Origin of the sequence: Pedobacter anseongensis (assembly GCF_037482965.1) — a bacterium.
In the GTDB taxonomy this organism is placed as follows: Bacteria; Bacteroidota; Bacteroidia; order Sphingobacteriales; family Sphingobacteriaceae; genus Pedobacter; species Pedobacter anseongensis.
On sequence record NZ_JBBHKB010000001.1, the window covers coordinates 133,376 to 149,376 of the forward strand.

The 16,001-nt window shown below is 36.9% G+C and carries 14 protein-coding genes; 4 read left to right on the forward strand and 10 right to left on the reverse strand.

Annotated features, from left to right (window positions below; translation table 11 throughout):
- The first annotated feature begins 17 nt into the window (after window positions 1-17).
- The 3 genes from eno to WG904_RS00620 all read left to right on the forward strand — a co-directional run bounded on the left by eno (window position 18) and on the right by WG904_RS00620 (window position 2,208).
- Window positions 18-1,313: a phosphopyruvate hydratase gene (gene eno / locus WG904_RS00610; protein ID WP_339577362.1), complete on the forward strand. Its 1,296-nt coding sequence runs from the start codon at window positions 18-20 to the stop codon at window positions 1,311-1,313.
- Window positions 1,314-1,403: 90 nt separating this feature from the next.
- Window positions 1,404-1,691: an FtsB family cell division protein gene (locus tag WG904_RS00615; protein WP_339577363.1), complete on the forward strand. Its 288-nt coding sequence runs from the start codon at window positions 1,404-1,406 to the stop codon at window positions 1,689-1,691.
- A gap of 7 nt (window positions 1,692-1,698) precedes the next feature.
- Complete coding sequence (locus WG904_RS00620) at window positions 1,699-2,208, forward strand: hypothetical protein (protein WP_339577364.1); 510 nt, start codon at window positions 1,699-1,701, stop codon at window positions 2,206-2,208.
- 43 nt (window positions 2,209-2,251) lie between these two features.
- Here WG904_RS00620 and WG904_RS00625 read toward each other — a convergent pair whose 3' ends face one another.
- The 7 genes from WG904_RS00625 to WG904_RS00655 form a co-directional block, all read right to left on the reverse strand.
- The gene (locus WG904_RS00625; protein ID WP_339577365.1) at window positions 2,252-2,863 is read right to left on the reverse strand and encodes a trimeric intracellular cation channel family protein; all 612 of its coding nucleotides are present in this window, start codon (window positions 2,861-2,863) and stop codon (window positions 2,252-2,254) included.
- Window positions 2,863-4,947: a hypothetical protein gene (locus WG904_RS00630; protein ID WP_339577366.1), complete on the reverse strand. Its 2,085-nt coding sequence runs from the start codon at window positions 4,945-4,947 to the stop codon at window positions 2,863-2,865. Before WG904_RS00630 ends, WG904_RS00625 begins: the two co-directional genes overlap by 1 nt.
- Window positions 4,948-5,023: 76 nt before the next feature.
- On the reverse strand, window positions 5,024-5,767 hold the full coding sequence (gene fabG / locus WG904_RS00635; RefSeq protein ID WP_339577367.1) for a 3-oxoacyl-[acyl-carrier-protein] reductase: 744 nt from the start codon (window positions 5,765-5,767) through the stop codon (window positions 5,024-5,026).
- 128 nt (window positions 5,768-5,895) lie between these two features.
- Window positions 5,896-6,993, reverse strand: a complete 1,098-nt coding sequence (locus WG904_RS00640; RefSeq protein WP_339577368.1) for an agmatine deiminase family protein — start codon at window positions 6,991-6,993, stop codon at window positions 5,896-5,898.
- A gap of 92 nt (window positions 6,994-7,085) precedes the next feature.
- The gene (locus WG904_RS00645; RefSeq protein ID WP_339578601.1) at window positions 7,086-7,271 is read right to left on the reverse strand and encodes a four helix bundle protein; all 186 of its coding nucleotides are present in this window, start codon (window positions 7,269-7,271) and stop codon (window positions 7,086-7,088) included.
- Between the two features lie 84 nt (window positions 7,272-7,355).
- Window positions 7,356-8,231: a carbon-nitrogen hydrolase gene (locus tag WG904_RS00650; protein WP_339577369.1), complete on the reverse strand. Its 876-nt coding sequence runs from the start codon at window positions 8,229-8,231 to the stop codon at window positions 7,356-7,358.
- A 42-nt stretch (window positions 8,232-8,273) separates the two neighbouring features.
- Entirely contained in the window at window positions 8,274-8,894 is a 621-nt protein-coding gene (locus WG904_RS00655) for a response regulator (RefSeq protein ID WP_339577370.1), read from the reverse strand.
- 150 nt (window positions 8,895-9,044) lie between these two features.
- On the opposite strand from WG904_RS00655, the gene WG904_RS00660 reads away from it, so the two are divergent.
- The gene (locus tag WG904_RS00660; protein ID WP_339577371.1) at window positions 9,045-10,949 is read left to right on the forward strand and encodes a tetratricopeptide repeat-containing sensor histidine kinase; all 1,905 of its coding nucleotides are present in this window, start codon (window positions 9,045-9,047) and stop codon (window positions 10,947-10,949) included.
- A 47-nt stretch (window positions 10,950-10,996) separates the two neighbouring features.
- Here the strand turns inward: WG904_RS00660 and WG904_RS00665 are convergent, their stop codons facing one another.
- The 3 genes from WG904_RS00665 to WG904_RS00675 form a co-directional block, all read right to left on the reverse strand.
- Complete coding sequence (locus WG904_RS00665; protein ID WP_339577372.1) at window positions 10,997-12,937, reverse strand: SPFH domain-containing protein; 1,941 nt, start codon at window positions 12,935-12,937, stop codon at window positions 10,997-10,999.
- A 257-nt stretch (window positions 12,938-13,194) separates the two neighbouring features.
- Window positions 13,195-13,398, reverse strand: a complete 204-nt coding sequence (locus WG904_RS00670; protein WP_339577373.1) for a cysteine-rich CWC family protein — start codon at window positions 13,396-13,398, stop codon at window positions 13,195-13,197.
- Window positions 13,399-13,582: 184 nt separating this feature from the next.
- Window positions 13,583-15,967, reverse strand: coding sequence for a ribonucleoside-diphosphate reductase subunit alpha (locus WG904_RS00675; RefSeq protein ID WP_339577374.1), 2,385 nt, complete (start codon window positions 15,965-15,967; stop codon window positions 13,583-13,585).
- Window positions 15,968-16,001 lie beyond the last annotated feature (34 nt).

The following is a 16,001-nucleotide window of genomic DNA, read 5'->3' on the forward strand; positions in this document are numbered from 1 at the left end:
ATCAAAACCAAAATAAAATGAGTTTAATAATCGATGTGCATGCAAGGCAGATCCTCGATTCGAGAGGTAATCCAACAATAGAGGTTGAAGTAATCACAGAAAATGGCAATTTAGGTCGTGCGGCTGTTCCATCTGGAGCAAGCACTGGTCAACACGAAGCAGTAGAGCTTCGCGACGGCGACAAAAAAACCTATATGGGAAAGGGTGTATTAAAGGCTGTAGAGAACGTAAATACAACTATTGCCAAGGCTTTGCAGGGTGTTGATGTGTTTGAGCAAAATTTAATCGATCAGTTAATGATTGATCTTGATGGTACAGAAAATAAAGGAAAATTAGGTGCAAATGCAATATTGGGCGTTTCATTAGCGGTTGCTAAAGCGGCCGCACAAGAAAGCAGGCAGCCTTTATACCGTTACATTGGTGGCGTAAATGCAAATACGCTTCCTATTCCAATGATGAATATCATCAATGGCGGATCACACTCTGATGCACCAATTGCTTTCCAAGAGTTTATGATTATGCCAGTTGGCGCTCCTTCTTTCTCCGAGGCCTTACGCTGGGGAACTGAAGTGTTCCATAACTTAAAAGCAATTTTACACAGTAGAGGTTTATCAACTGCGGTTGGCGATGAGGGTGGTTTTGCTCCTACTTTTGAAGGCACAGAAGATGCCATTGAAACCGTGTTAAAAGCAATCGAAAAAGCAGGATACAAACCAGGTTCAGATATCTATTTAGCTTTAGATTGTGCTTCATCTGAGTTTTATAAAGATGGAAAATACGATTATACTAAATTTGAAGGCGATAAAGGCGCCATTCGCTCTAGCGAAGAACAAGCGCAGTATTTAGCAGAACTATCTGTAAAATATCCAATCATTTCCATTGAAGACGGCATGGACGAGAACGATTGGGCTGGATGGAAAACATTAACTGAAAAAATTGGCAACAAAGTTCAATTAGTGGGCGACGATTTATTTGTAACCAATGTAAAACGTTTGCAAACCGGAATAGATACCCATACTGCTAATTCGATTTTAGTAAAAGTTAATCAAATTGGTTCATTAACTGAAACGATTAATGCAGTAAGTTTGGCCCAAACCAATGGTTATACTTCGGTAATGAGCCACCGTAGTGGTGAAACTGAAGATACGACCATTGCAGATTTGGCAGTTGCGTTAAACTGTGGTCAAATAAAAACCGGATCGGCTTCTCGTTCTGATAGGATAGCAAAATACAATCAATTGTTACGTATAGAAGAAGAGTTGGGAAATGCAGCACGTTTTATCGGCAAAAATTTCAAATACGCCAAGAAATAATGTACTGTTAACAAGTTGAAAAACTAATTTGTAAACACCGAAAACTTTGACAAACTTTAGAAGTTTGTCAAAGTATCTTAAAACGCCGTTATGAAACACTTATTAAATCTCCTAAAGAATAAATATTTTTTAGCGATTATTATTTTTGCGGTGTGGATGTTGTTTTTCGATAAAAACGATATGGTTTCTCAATATGGTTACAGCACAAAGGTGAGTAAACTGAAACAAGAGAAAGAGTTCTACGTTGAGCAAACTGCTGCTGTTAAAAAAGATCTTAATGAACTCGACAGTAATTTAAATATGGTAGAAAAATTTGCGCGAGAAAAGTACTTCATGAAAAAAGACAACGAAGACGTTTTTGTGATCGTAAAAAAATAATGTAGCAATGAAGAATAGTGTATTCTTTTCTTTCTTTTTCTTAATTGCCATTGGTTCTTCTTCCGCTCAAGAACTACCTAATTTAAAACATATTAAACTCACCAAAAAGGTACATTATAAAGAAATAGAGCCCGTAGTCCTTAAAGTAACTGATTATTTATTTGCCACTCCAATTAATCATAAAAATGCTTATAGAAAAGAAGCAGGACAATTCTTACTTCGCTGGATGAACGATACGCCATTTGATACCTTTGTGCTAGAAGAGAAAGAAACTAATTTTTTTAATACGGATACTGAATTAATGATGATGTACATGGCTGCACTCACCAAGTTTGCTTTAGAAAATAAGTTGATCACTAACCAAAAAGAAAAAATTTTAGGGGCTATGCAACTTGTTCTGCCCTATCTTGATAAACAAGAAAACAAAAAAACGTGGTCCAAAGAACTTTGGCAACTCGTTGATTCTTATAAAACAGGAAAGCTAGAAACCTTCTTGAAACAAGATATATACGAGTAGACCAAGCCCTCTTCCATTTTACCTTTTACATCTTCCATTTTTTTTAATATCCAAATTTCGGCAAAGCCAATTTATACCTCACTACCACAATTCTTAGCGTAAAAATAAATGAGATTACAATAACCTTAGCTACATCGGCCTCGAGGTTAAAACGCACCAATGCAAAATACAGCACACCACCTAAAATACAAGCAGTGGCATAAATTTCTCTTCTGAAGATCAGCGGAATGGTATTTAGCAGGGTGTCCCTAATTATTCCTCCAAAACATCCCGTAATTGTACCTAATGCAACGCAAATACCAGGACTTAAGCCAAAAATAATTCCCTTTTGAACGCCAACTAAGGTAAATAGACCTAAACCTAAAGAGTCGAATAAAAAAAGTGTGACTTTAAACTTTTTAATATAGCTTTTAAAGAAAATGGTTAACAGGGAAGTAACCAAAATGAGAAGACAATAATTTACATCTCTCATCCAGGCTACTGGTGTATCGCCCAATAATAAATCGCGTACAGTACCCCCACCAATAGAAGTAACAAAGGCAATAATCAACACCCCAAAAGGATCTAACCTACGTTGCATCGCCGCAAATGAGCCAGAAATAGCAAATGCTATTGTCCCTAGTGTTTCAATGGCATAAGTGGTAGTAATTTCCATTATACTTCTCCATTACGTTTTCGCAAAAACCATTCTATACTTAATAGTACCATAATAAAGGCGAATAACCATTTAAAGTTAATGAGTTCTTCGTATTTCCGGTCTTCGTAACTAATGGTTTTTATATTCTCATTTTTACTCAATTCATCAGCTATGCTTAATAATTGTGCTGGCATAACCATTTTTCCGCCATTCTGTTGTGCCATGGTATAAAGCAATTGATGGTTAGCTGTAGTTTGTTGGAATTCAGTAATTAATGTATTTACATAGAAGGAACCGGTGGCCGTATATTTCTGACTTCCTAAAGTTGTACTTGCAAAGTAAGTATAATTACCCTCAGGTAAACTACCTGCATCTAAACGATAAGCAGCTCCAAACTTCGAAAATGTATAGTTAAATATTTTTCCATTTTCGGGTTTAAGTTGAACGGTAACATCTGATGTGTTTACAGCCTCGTAAGCATCGTTGTATAAAGTAGCATTTAAAATAACATGCTCGTTTTCATCGAATGTTGGCTTACTGGAAGATACTTTGAATTTTCTTTTATCATCTTTCACAGAAAGGTACTGGATCGTTTTCGAAACTAATTCGTTTACTAAAGGTAAGTTTTTGACATCTTTTGCTTCTTCCAATTTCCATTTCCAAATCCCTTCTCCTAACAAAAATCCCATTTTTCTCCCCTGATCATCCATAAAAAATAATAAGGGCGATTGTGTATTTATTCTTCCGATTTTTTGGTTTAAAATAGCAGAATAGCTCCCATTAATAGCCAAATTGGCAAAGGGCGATTGCAGGGGATCGTAATCTATCAACTGTTTCATCGCATTCGGATCTATCGTAAACAGCGTAAAATTTGGCTCCGAAAGCGGGAATATTTCTTGCATCGATCCACTTGCTCTATTTAGTTTCACCAATCGCTGTACCTGGTTAAAACCGCTAACATTGCTCTGTGCTCCCAATATAAACCACATGGGCATTTTACTCCCGCTTAACTGATTAACAAAATCTTGATTCGCCGTAGTTTGACCAGGGAATTGGTAGAGGATGGCCAAACTAAAGGTGTTTAAGTCGAACTGATTTAGATCGTCAGGCAAAGCCACGGTTACTTCGTAGTGTTTATTTAGTTCAATTGCTTGCTTTAGAGTTGAAATGTCGGGATGAGCACTTCCTGCAACCAGCAAGATTTTCTGTCGTGCATCAATCACTTCTACAAAAATGGTTTGAGTATTGTTTTTGGTGGTGATTTCGTTTTTTAGATTTGAAACGCTAATGCTATATTTCTGAATACCAACTTTATTTGCTTTAAGCTTAATCGAAATGTTTTTTATAAATTCTACGGAATTTACTGCAACATTTTCTTCTTTTACCTTTACCCCATTTTCGGCAACTGTTAACTTTGTGTTTTCTCCCTGGGCTTGATATCCCTGAACTTCAATATCCAGTGTAAATTCATTATCTAGATATACGAGGTTATTATAACTTACATCGGCAATTAATACGTCTTTTTTGGGGATGGTATCGCCCATAGCTATCGTATAAACTGGTGCATTTAATTCCTTTAAATCGTATAGTGGATTACCACCTCGATTAAAAATACCGTCACTAGCAATAATTACCGCACCCAAATTTCGGTTTAACACCTCGTCTTTAAGCTGTTCGATTAGCACAGCGCCATTACTTAATTTTCCAGTTCCCGAAAACGCTAAGCCCGATTTAACGCTATCGCTAAAGCTATAGGTTTTTACCTCGTACTTCGAAGAAAGTTTGGCAACTAATTCGTTCATATCTCTTTGATAGGCCTTTTCATCAAAGCCTACAGGTTTAATTTGAGCAACCGAAAGGGAGTTATCGTGTGCTAAAATAATGATGGGCTTTTCGGGAGTGTAGGCTATTTTTTTGAAAAGTGGCGCAAAGAGCATCCAACTAATTAAGCTTACGGCAATTATGCGTAAGGCGCTTAAAACTATTCTTAACGGTAGGGGTAGATGTGCAAGTTTACCATATAAAAGCCAAGCACATAAGACACCTAATGCTAAGCAGGCTAAAAAAGAAACTACAGAAGAGAAGGTGAAAAAATTTATCATGTACTAAATTATTTCCCTCATCCGATGAGTATTTGTATCCTGTCGATACTCATGGGATGAGGAAATTTCTTACAGCTTATAGCATTCCGCCACAAACCGATAAGGTTTGCCCAGTTACATACGCGCTCATATCTGAGGCTAAAAACACACATACATTGGCAATATCTTCAGTTTCACCTGCACGCTTTAGCGGAATGCCCGCTTCCCAACCTTCAACAACTTTAGGATCTAACACTTCGGTCATTTCGGTACGGATAAAGCCTGGAGCAACCACATTTGCACGTATATTTCTTGAGCCTAGTTCTTTTGCAATTGATTTAGTAAAGCCTACAATGCCTGCTTTCGAGGCGGCATAGTTTGCTTGCCCAGCATTACCAGTTACACCAACTACTGAACTCATGTTAATGAAAACACCTTTACGCGCTTTCATCATTGGTTTTGAGGCGGCTTTGGTGATGTTGAAAACCGACTTTAAGTTCACGTTAATTACATCGTCCCAGTTCTCCTCGCTCATACGCATCAACAAACCATCTTTTGTAATGCCAGCATTATTCACAACGATATCAATTGCGCCAAATTCTGCCACAATATCGTTAATTAATTGTTCAGCTTGATCAAATTTAGAGGCATCAGAACGATATCCTTTAACTTTAGTGCCAAAGCTTTGTAATTCTTTTTCTAAAGCCTCACCTTTTTCTACAGATGATAAATAGGTAAAAGCGACATTCGCACCTTGCTCTGCAAATTTTTCGGCTATTTTGCGACCTATTCCTTTAGATGCACCGGTTACCAGTGCCGTTTTTCCTTCGAGTAACTTCATTTTTAAATGTTTATAATGGTAAAGTTAATACTAATTGGTTAACTGTTGAACTGTTTTAATTGGTTAATTGGTTTACTTAGTTACTAATCAAATTAAACTATTAATTTTTACTATCAATAGACTCAAGACTAACAAAAAGGTTCTTGCTGGCTTAAACAATGAAAACTGCCCAATCCCCAAATAATGTCTGTAGAATCTATTCCAACAACTTCTCGATCTGGAAAAGCTTTTTTAATAATTTCTAAAGCAATTTTATCGTTTACATCTCTAAAAGTAGGCACAATTACTGCAGCATTAGCAATATAAAAATTAGCATAAGATGCTGGCAAACGTGTGTCTTCATGTATTACTGGCGAGGGCATCGGTAATTTAATGATATTTAACGGTCGGCCATCGACTAAGCGCATTGCTCTTAAAGCAACCAAATTCTCTTGCAACAATAAATAATTTTCGTCTAGCGGATTACTTTCCACTACCGTAAGAACGGTGTCTTCATTTACGAAACGGGTAATATCGTCGATATGTCCGTCGGTATCATCACCAACAATACCATCTCCTACCCACAAAATCTGTTCAGCACCATAAAACTCCTTCAAATAGGTTTCAATTTGCTCTTTACTAAGATGTGGATTTCGATTTTCGTTTAACAAACATGCAGTGCTGGTTAAAATGGTTCCGGCACCATTAAATTCAACTGAGCCCCCCTCCATTACTATATCGGGTGTAAACAAAGGCAAGTTAAAATGTCTAGCAATTTTAGTCGGAATTACATCATCCAAATCAAATGGTGGATACTTGCCACCCCAAGCATTATAACCCCAGTCTATCACTGCCTTTTCATTTCCTCGAATTACAAAAGCTGGACCATGATCGCGGCACCACGCATCATTACTTTCGTTAAAATAAAATTCAATTTGATTTAAATCGGCTCCTGCTTTTTCCAAATGCGCAAGGGCGAATAATTTCATCTGCTCATCCCTCACATTTATTCTAACTTTTTCTCCCGTAGCAACAATTTTAATAAATTGGCAATATGGCTCGTAAATAGTTTCAATTTTACCAGGCCACGATTCTTCTTTATGCGGCCAACTTAACCAGGTGGCTTCATGTTTTGCCCATTCAGCAGGAAAAGAATACCCTAGCTTTTTTGGGGTATTAATCTCCGAAAGTCCGGAAGTCGGAAAGTTGGATGGATTAGGGCGGGTATTTTTATGGTGTTCTTGCATGGTATAAAAATTTTATTAGGCCATTTATCATTACTAAAATCTGCTCGCAATTGGCATATAGGTCCTCGAAAAATGTTCCTTTAACAAATAATTTATAGCGAAAAAATTATGTATTCTGCATTATTCAAACCAACAGAGTCTGCTGCCCTTCCCATTTGGGAGGTTAGCCCAAAAATTTCATCTTTAGGAAAAGATTTTGTTTGTAAGTTTATGTTATCGGCCAAGGCTAAAGCGCTCTGCCATACTGTAAGTTTTTCAAATTTAAAAGCCGCATCTATATTTTAGACCGGGATAACTTTGCATTGCTAACTTACAAACTTTCTTTTAAACTTTGGCCTCAGTATTTCGGACTTTCAAACTAATCAATCCCCATCTAAATACCTTTTTGTAATCGGCTGATAAGAATCAATTCTACGATCTCTTAAAAATGGCCAATGTTTACGCATAAAATCACTTTGATTTAAATCGAGTTCTACCACTTCGGTTTCTTCTTTATCATGCGAGGCCAGATAAAGCAGTTTTCCCTGAGCATTGGTGGCAAAACTTCCGCCCCAAAACTTCATGGCACCATCTTGCTCAAAGCCAACACGATTTACACTTACTACGGGAACACCATTAGCTACAGCATGCGAGCGCTGTATGGTTTGCCAAGCATTGTATTGATCTTGATTGGTCTCTTCGTCTTGATCGGTTGCCCAACCTATAGCGGTGGGATAAAATAGAATATCGGCACCCATTAAAGCTGTAATACGAGAAGCTTCTGGATACCATTGGTCCCAACAAATTAAGATTCCAATTTTGGCAAATTTGGTTTCAAAAACTTTATAACCTAAATCACCCGGTGTAAAATAAAATTTCTCGTAAAAAGCAGGATCGTCTGGAATATGCATTTTACGATACTTACCTAAATACGAACCATCGGCATCAAGAACGGCTGTAGTATTATGATATAAACCCTCGGCTCGTTTCTCAAATAGCGAGGCAATAATTACTACACTTAGCTCCTTTGCTACTCGTTGTAAGGCATCTGTAGAAGGACCAGGAATTTTCTCTGCTAAATCAAAATTGTCGTAATCTTCAACATCGCAGAAATATAGAGAAGTAAAAAGCTCTTGCAAGCAAATAATTTGCGCTCCTTTTGCAGCGGCTTCCCTCACTTGTACAATCGCTTTATCTAAATTTTCTTGTTTATCCTTCGTGCAACTCATTTGCACTAGACCAATATTTACTTTGCTCATCTTTAGAAATTATATTGCAAAGTTAAGGAAAAAGCCGATACCCTAAAGTAGCTTTTTGCTATATGCATAACGCATCAAGCCGATGCCATTATTCGCACCTGTTTTTCTCATTAAATTTTTGCGATGGGTTTCTACCGTTCTTTCACTAATGAACAATTTATCGGCTATTTGTTTACTCGTTAATTCCTGAGCCAACAAACGTAACACTTCGAGTTCTCTATCGGTGATTTGGTTCTCTGGCATTTCTTGAGGCAATAACGAGCTCAATAACGCCTTATTCACTTCTGCACTCCAATATTGCCTACCGTTGCTTACCATTTGGATGGCATTAACTAATTCTTGTTGCGCATATTTTTTAAGCACATAACCATCTACACCCGCCGAAAGCATTTCGCGAATCATTACCACCTCGTCATGCATACTTAGCACGATAATTTTTAATTCAGGCTTAATTTGTTTTGCCTTTTTTACCAATGTGATACCATCCATATCCGGCATCGAATAATCGGTAATCAACAAATCAACCTCATGCTGTTTAAGGTAAGCCAGGGCAAAATCTCCCGAGGTGATTTTACTTACGACTTTAAGGCCGTCTACTGCAAGCAAAAGGGCTTGTAATCCATCAGAAACTATCGCATGATCATCAACCAAGAGGATCTTCATAATTATTAATTTAGTAGTGTAGTAAAAATAAATATAGTAATTTAATACTAAAATTAGTATTAGATCTAATGCTGAAAATACGTAATAGTACGGATATGAAAAATACTTTTCACTCCTTAAATTTAATTCGAATTTGGCTCATTTAATTACATGAAAGATTACCGCAAAACACTGATTATACTTCTTATTCTTTTCCTCCATCAAACTGTATTTTCTCAAGATGCACATCTCAAAGAAAAAGTAGACCAGTTAAATGCGACGGGAATGAAATTCTTGATAAAGCCAGATTCATTAATTATATACGCCAATAAAGCCTATGATTTAGCCAAAACTGGGAATTATAAAAATGGCGAAGCTGTTTCGTTAAAATTAAAAGGAATATATGAGCATAGAAAAAGTAATTTTCCAAAAGCAATTTTGCTCTATAAGCAAAGTTTATCGATTTTTACGGAGCTAAATATTCCTTTAGAAATTGGAAAAGCTAACTTAAACATTGCTACCTCTTATAACAGTCAGCACGATTTTGTGAACAGCATACAATTTGCCTTAAAAGCATTAAAAATATTTGAAGAGCTAAACGAAGACAATGGGAGTGGCAGGGTTTTAAACTTACTCGGCATTAGCGCTTCTGCTCAGGAAGATTACAAAGAAGCCCTAAAATATTTTAAAAATTACAATGCTTTAGCAAAGAAGGCAAAAGACTCAATAGAAATTGCAACGAGTTATAATAACATAGGTAGTACTTTTCAAAAACTTAATCAACTCGATTCTGCAATTCATTACCTTAAACTTTCATCTCAAATACATCAAAGAAAGGGCAATATTACTGGTTTAGGAACTAATTATGAAAACATTGGAAGCATTTACAATGAGAAAAGAGATTACAAGAATGCGCTTAGTTATTTTTCTAAAAGCTTAGTTGCCTATACCAAAAGTGGTGATCGAAAATTCATCAGTCATAGTTATTATAACATTGGTATAGTACACAAGCAGTTAAAAGATACGACTAATGCTATAAAATGGCTTGATAAAGCAATTAAGCTTGCAAACGAAGTTAGTGAAAAGGTGATTTTAAAAAACGCTTACGAAAAATTGTCAGAAATTAAAGCGGGCCACAATCAGTACAAAATTGCATATGAACATTTAAAAAAATCGGCAGAAGTAGGAGATTCAATCCTAAATTTAAGCAAAAACAAAATTGTTGAAGAGCTTAAAACGAAATATGAAGTCGACAAGAAAAATTTACTTCTTAAAAAGAATGAAGTAGAAATAGCCAATCAGAAACTCAAAGTCCAAAAAAGAAATATACAGCTTATTGCCTTAGTAATAATTCTTTTTATGGTGATCATATTAGCCTACTTTGTATATAATCGAAGAAAACTGAAAGCAAAATCTCAACTACAGGAAGAAGTAAACAAACAGCAGGATCTTGCAGCCAGAGCAGTTTTAGATGCCGAAGAGCGAGAAAGAAGAAGAATTGCTGGCGATTTACATGATGGTGTTGGGCAAATGTTATCTGCGGCATTAATTAATCTTAATGGTCTATTCCAAAAATTAAAATTAACAGGAGAAAATAGTTTACAGGCCGAACACACACTCGGTTTGGTAAACGATTGCTACGACGAAATGCGCAGTATTTCGCATCAAATGATGCCAAATGCGCTAATCAAAGCAGGCTTAGCTTCTGCTATTAAAGAGTTTTTAAATAAGATAGATAAAGACATTCTCAAAATCAATTTAGAAACTGTTGGACTAAACCAGCGTTTAGATGAGCAAACTGAAACTGTAATCTACCGCATGATTCAAGAAACGGTTAATAATGTGATTAAGCATTCGGGTGCTAGCAAACTAAACATTACCGTAATTAAAGATAGTGATGGCATTTCTGCCACCGTAGAAGATAATGGCAAAGGTTTCGACAAAACCAAAATCGCTCTTAAATCTGGTATTGGCATCGCTAATATGTATTCTAGAGTAGAATTCTTAAAAGGTACAATAGATTTTGATACGGCTCCGGGAAAGGGTACGTTAGTAGCGATACATATCCCAGGCTAATTAAATAAAAACCTGCCAAAATAGTTGGCAGGTTAATTTTAATCATGCTATTTGGATTTTGGTTTCTCTATAATTTCAATAGCTTTCATCTCTCCTTTCTTTTTTTCAGGATCCATTAATTCCATTAATTTCAAACCTAAAAGTCCATCCATAGCCGAGCCACCAGTATTACTACCACCAATTAATACGTCTGGAATTAATTTAACATTACCTTTAGATAGTTCCTCCGTAATTTTATAACGGGTAAAGTTTTCGCCACCCAAAGCTTTAACCGCCAACTCATACGCTTCTGCAGTGGATTTACCAACCGCTAAAATTTTACCTGCCTCGGCCGAACCTGTTAGCGAAATTTGCTCGGCTTGCGCCGATGCTTTTAACTTAATGGCCTCTGAATCTGCCTGTGCCCTGGCTTTTGTAGCTTCTGCCTCAGCATGTGCTCTCATTTTTGTGGCTTCTGCTTCTGCTCCAACAGCCAATTTTACGCCAGCAGCATCACCTTCAGATTTTTTAACTGTAGCACTCGCTGTTCGTTCTGCAATCTCAACACTTTGTTGGGCTTTAACAATATCTTTCTGCATATCGGCAATAGCAGTTTCTTTTTCCACACCTTGACGTTGCTCTTGTGCCATTTTTTGCGTTTGATACGTTTTTTGCTCTTCCTCAGCAATTTTCCTATCTGTTAACGTTTTCATTAATGCTTCTGGTGGTACAATATCACCTATTAATGTGTCAACAGCATTCACATTGTACTCATCAAGAACTTTACGAATGTGTTCCTTTGCAGATTCTTGGCGTTCTTTACGAGTGCTTAAAAAGGCAATCACATCGCTATCTTGAGCAGAATTTCTGAAATAGTTACCTATGGTTGGCTCTAAAACCTGTGAAACTAAATTAACCATATTTCCAAAACGAGCAATTACTTTAGGCGCTTCGGTAGTTGGCACATGAATAATTTGAGCCACATCTAAATTAAAAGGGAAACCATCTTTTGAACGAACGGTTATGGTAGAAAGGTTTTTATCTAAATTATGAGCTTCGCTTCGGGCTGATGCCCAATTTAAAACCAAATTTGTGGTTGGCACAAGTTCTACCTTCATAATGTACTTATTAATTGGGTATTTACCAGGGCCAAGCGGCTCAAGCCAAACTCCTTTTGATCCTTTAGCCACAATATTACCATGCTTAAAATCTGCACCTGTTAAATCGTTTCCATCGCTACCGATAAAAGAAATCACTACCCCAACATAACCAATAGCAATTTCGGTCATCGGTATTTCTTCCATCTGAATTGCCCACGGATTTAGGTTATAGGAACCCGCCAAAACAACCTGTGGTTGCAAGCCTCTATTACCACCTCTTTGTATAAAGGCATCAAAATCTTGGAAATTATTGTGCCCATCAATTAGCTTTCCTGCTATCTGATTGGCCTCAATTGGCAAACCATCTAATGTGGTTATGATACCCACCATGCTTTCTTGGATGCGGACCATATTGGTTAAAGAAACTTGGAACAACATGGTATTAATACGATACGAACCTGAAGTGATATAGGAAGTTTGACGACCTCGTTGTCCTCCATTTTCTAAGAATTTAACTGCGTCTTGAAAATTATCAGAATCTACCCACTGCCCTAATATATTTCCTGTTGGTATTTCAGCACCATCTTTAGCCATTATTAAACCAATTTGTCCCTCAGGAATAATGGTAAACTGCTCCATCGTTACGCTATATTGCCAAAACCACATTCCAAAGTACAATCCAGGCGCTAAGGTTTTACCTTGAAAACCTGCTTCGCCCTTAAGAGCAATAATACGCCCATCTGGCAGTTCTTTATCTGCACCAAATAGCACGAATTTCTTTGTAATTAAACCAATTTTGTCTTCTGGAACAATAACCATCCCAAAAAAGAAACGTAAAATATATTTGTATAAAACGATGCACATCAGTGCCACCAAAATCCCCCAGTAATTAAAAATGAGCGCTTCCATAATTGTATTTATTTAATGTTTTTATACGTGATAATTCATTTATCAAGCCCAATATTGACATCAAATAAAATGCATTGTTACAACATTTTACAACTATTTCGACCCTATAATTTTTTTGATTTTAAGCCCTTAAAGACCATTTAAGAGCGATTTTCAGAAAAACACGATCTATACTTGACATTTCCCGAAATCGCATATTAGCGTGTCAAAAAACCACCATATTTGACATTTTTGAATTCGCATATAAAGTGAGAAAATTAACCTCCTAAATCTTCGCGGTATTCGTGTTGAAGTTCGGTTAGGCACTTTGCACATAAACATCCGTCGTATAACTCGCTAATATGTTGTACTTCATTGATGCTTAATTGTACCTCACTACATTGACATTTCGTAAACGAATTTGCTTTACATTCAATTGCTGTATTACAGCGTTCACAAGGAATAACTTCGTGCTTTGTCATGTATGCAAAGTTAGGGGTTTAATTGGGAAGTCGGGAAGTTGGGGAACTGCAAGACAACGGGCTTTCGAACTAATAACTTTCGGCCTTATTAAACTTGGTAATCCTATAATCCTAAAAATCCTAGCACAAAAAAGGAGTACGATGTTTCCACCTTACTCCTCCGTACTTATGGTAAAACTAAAAACTAGCCAGAGCAACTAATGCAACCATCTTCCATTGAGCAAACTGGTCCATCGGTAATCTCTTCAGCCACTTGATCTTGTGCAATTACATCAGGTATTACGGCTTCAATAGCTTTACCTCCTTGGTTTTCGACGGTAAACTTAACCGCTTGTGATGCAGCTTGAGTACGCAGATAATACATACCTGTCTTTAAGCCCTTCTTCCAAGCATAAAAGTGCATTGAGGTTAATTTCGAAGTATTTGGCGCATTAATAAATAGGTTTAGGGATTGCGACTGACAAATATATGCTCCTCTATCGGCAGCCATATCGATGATGTTACGCATTTTAATCTCCCAAACGGTTTTATACAATTCTTTAATATAATCAGGTATTTCTGCAATGTCTTGGATTGAGCCATTCGCTAAAATAATTCTGTCTTTCATAGCAGGGCTCCACAAACCTAAGGAAACTAAGTCTTTCAATAAATGTTTGTTTACCACTACAAACTCTCCACTTAACACTCTTCTAGTATAAATATTTGAAGTATAAGGTTCAAAACATTCATTATTCCCTAGAATTTGCGAGGTAGAAGCAGTTGGCATCGGTGCAACTAACAGCGAGTTATAAACTCCAGTTTTTACAATGCGTTTACGCAAACTATCCCAGTCCCATCTTTTGCTTTTTGGTGTTACATTCCAAAGATCGAATTGGAATTTACCTTTCGATAATGGAGAGCCTTTAAAGGTTTCATAAGCTCCGTGTTTCACCGCTAAATCAGCTGATGCAGTCATTGCAGCAAAATAAATAGTTTCGAAAATATCGGTATTTAAATCCTTCGCTGCATCGCTTTCGAAAGGCAAGCGCATTAAGATAAATGCATCTGCTAAGCCTTGTACACCTAAACCAACTGGACGGTGACGGAAGTTAGAATTTTGAGCTTCGATTACTGGGTAATAATTATGATCGATGATTTTATTTAGGTTTAAAGTAGCCTGATACGTTACATCATATAATTTTTGATGATCAAATTCGCCATTAATTACAAAGCGTGGTAGTGCTAATGAAGCTAAATTACATACCGCAACTTCGTCTTTCGAAGTATACTCGATAATTTCGGTACAAAGGTTCGAACTTTTTATGGTGCCTAGGTTCTGTTGGTTCGATTTGCTATTCGCTGCATCTTTATACAGCAAATAAGGGGTGCCTGTTTCAATTTGAGCATCTAAAATAGCAAACCATAATTCTTGAGCTTTAATGGTTTTACGGGCTCTTCCTTCTTGTTCATAGCGCGTATATAATGCGTTAAATTCTTCGCTATGGCAATCAGACAAGCCAGGGGCTTCATCTGGCGAAAACAAACTCCAATCGCCATTGTCTTCTACACGTTGCATAAATAAATCGCAAATCCAAAGTGCATAGAACAAATCGCGTGCACGCATTTCTTCCTTACCATGATTTTTACGTAAATCTAAAAAGGCGAAAATGTCTGCATGCCATGGCTCAATATAAATGGCAAATGCACCTTTGCGCTTACCTCCTCCTTGATCTACATAGCGGGCCGTATCGTTAAATACCTTTAACATTGGCACAATACCGTTGCTTGTACCATTTGTACCTCCAATGTACGCCCCTGTTGCACGAATATTGTGGATACTTAATCCGATACCACCCGCACTTTGAGAGATCTTAGCGGTTTGCTTTAGTGTATCGTAAATACCTTCAATGCTATCGTCTTGCATGGTTAGCAAAAAACACGACGACATTTGGGGTTTTGGGGTAGCTGCGTTGAATAATGTTGGTGTAGCATGAGTAAACCAACGCTCACTCATTAAGTTATAGGTTTTAATTACACTATCAATATCTCCCTTGTGAATACCCACTGAAACACGCATAAATAAGTGCTGAGGGCGTTCTACAATCTGACCATTTACTTTTAATAAATACGATTTTTCTAAGGTCTTGAACCCGAAATAATCGAAACCAAAATCTCTATCGTAAATGATTGTACTATCTAAAATATCAGCATTTTCTTTTATTACTTCCCAAACATCATCGGCGATTAACGACGATGGTTTTTCAGTTTTAGGGTCTACATAAGTGTATAACATTTCCATCGTTTTTGAAAACGATTTTACGGTATTCTTATGCAGGTTAGAAACGGCAATACGTGATGCTAACAACGCATAATCAGGATGTTTTGTAGTTAGGGATGCTGCTGTTTCTGCGGCAAGATTATCAAGTTCTGAGGTTGTAACACCATCGTACAACCCTTCGATTACCTTTTTGGCAACATCAATTGGATCTACCAACTCCGCATTAAAACCATAACACAACTTCTCAATACGAGCGGTTATCTTATCAAACTTTACCGCTTCTTTGCGGCCATCTCTTTTTAGTACAAACATCCTTTACAAGTATTTTGGTGCATATTTAGCATAG

Coding starts and splice junctions, on each gene's coding strand:
- WG904_RS00615 (WP_339577363.1), top strand. CDS start 1,404: ATGAAACACTTATTAAATCTCCTAAAGAATAAATATTTTTTAGCGATT.
- eno (WP_339577362.1), top strand. CDS start 18: ATGAGTTTAATAATCGATGTGCATGCAAGGCAGATCCTCGATTCGAGA.
- WG904_RS00640 (WP_339577368.1), bottom strand. CDS start 6,993: ATGCAAGAACACCATAAAAATACCCGCCCTAATCCATCCAACTTTCCG.
- WG904_RS00630 (WP_339577366.1), bottom strand. CDS start 4,947: ATGATAAATTTTTTCACCTTCTCTTCTGTAGTTTCTTTTTTAGCCTGC.
- WG904_RS00655 (WP_339577370.1), bottom strand. CDS start 8,894: ATGAAGATCCTCTTGGTTGATGATCATGCGATAGTTTCTGATGGATTA.
- WG904_RS00675 (WP_339577374.1), bottom strand. CDS start 15,967: ATGTTTGTACTAAAAAGAGATGGCCGCAAAGAAGCGGTAAAGTTTGAT.
- WG904_RS00620 (WP_339577364.1), top strand. CDS start 1,699: ATGAAGAATAGTGTATTCTTTTCTTTCTTTTTCTTAATTGCCATTGGT.
- WG904_RS00670 (WP_339577373.1), bottom strand. CDS start 13,398: ATGACAAAGCACGAAGTTATTCCTTGTGAACGCTGTAATACAGCAATT.
- WG904_RS00625 (WP_339577365.1), bottom strand. CDS start 2,863: ATGGAAATTACTACCACTTATGCCATTGAAACACTAGGGACAATAGCA.
- WG904_RS00650 (WP_339577369.1), bottom strand. CDS start 8,231: ATGAGCAAAGTAAATATTGGTCTAGTGCAAATGAGTTGCACGAAGGAT.
- fabG (WP_339577367.1), bottom strand. CDS start 5,767: ATGAAGTTACTCGAAGGAAAAACGGCACTGGTAACCGGTGCATCTAAA.
- WG904_RS00665 (WP_339577372.1), bottom strand. CDS start 12,937: ATGGAAGCGCTCATTTTTAATTACTGGGGGATTTTGGTGGCACTGATG.
- WG904_RS00660 (WP_339577371.1), top strand. CDS start 9,045: ATGAAAGATTACCGCAAAACACTGATTATACTTCTTATTCTTTTCCTC.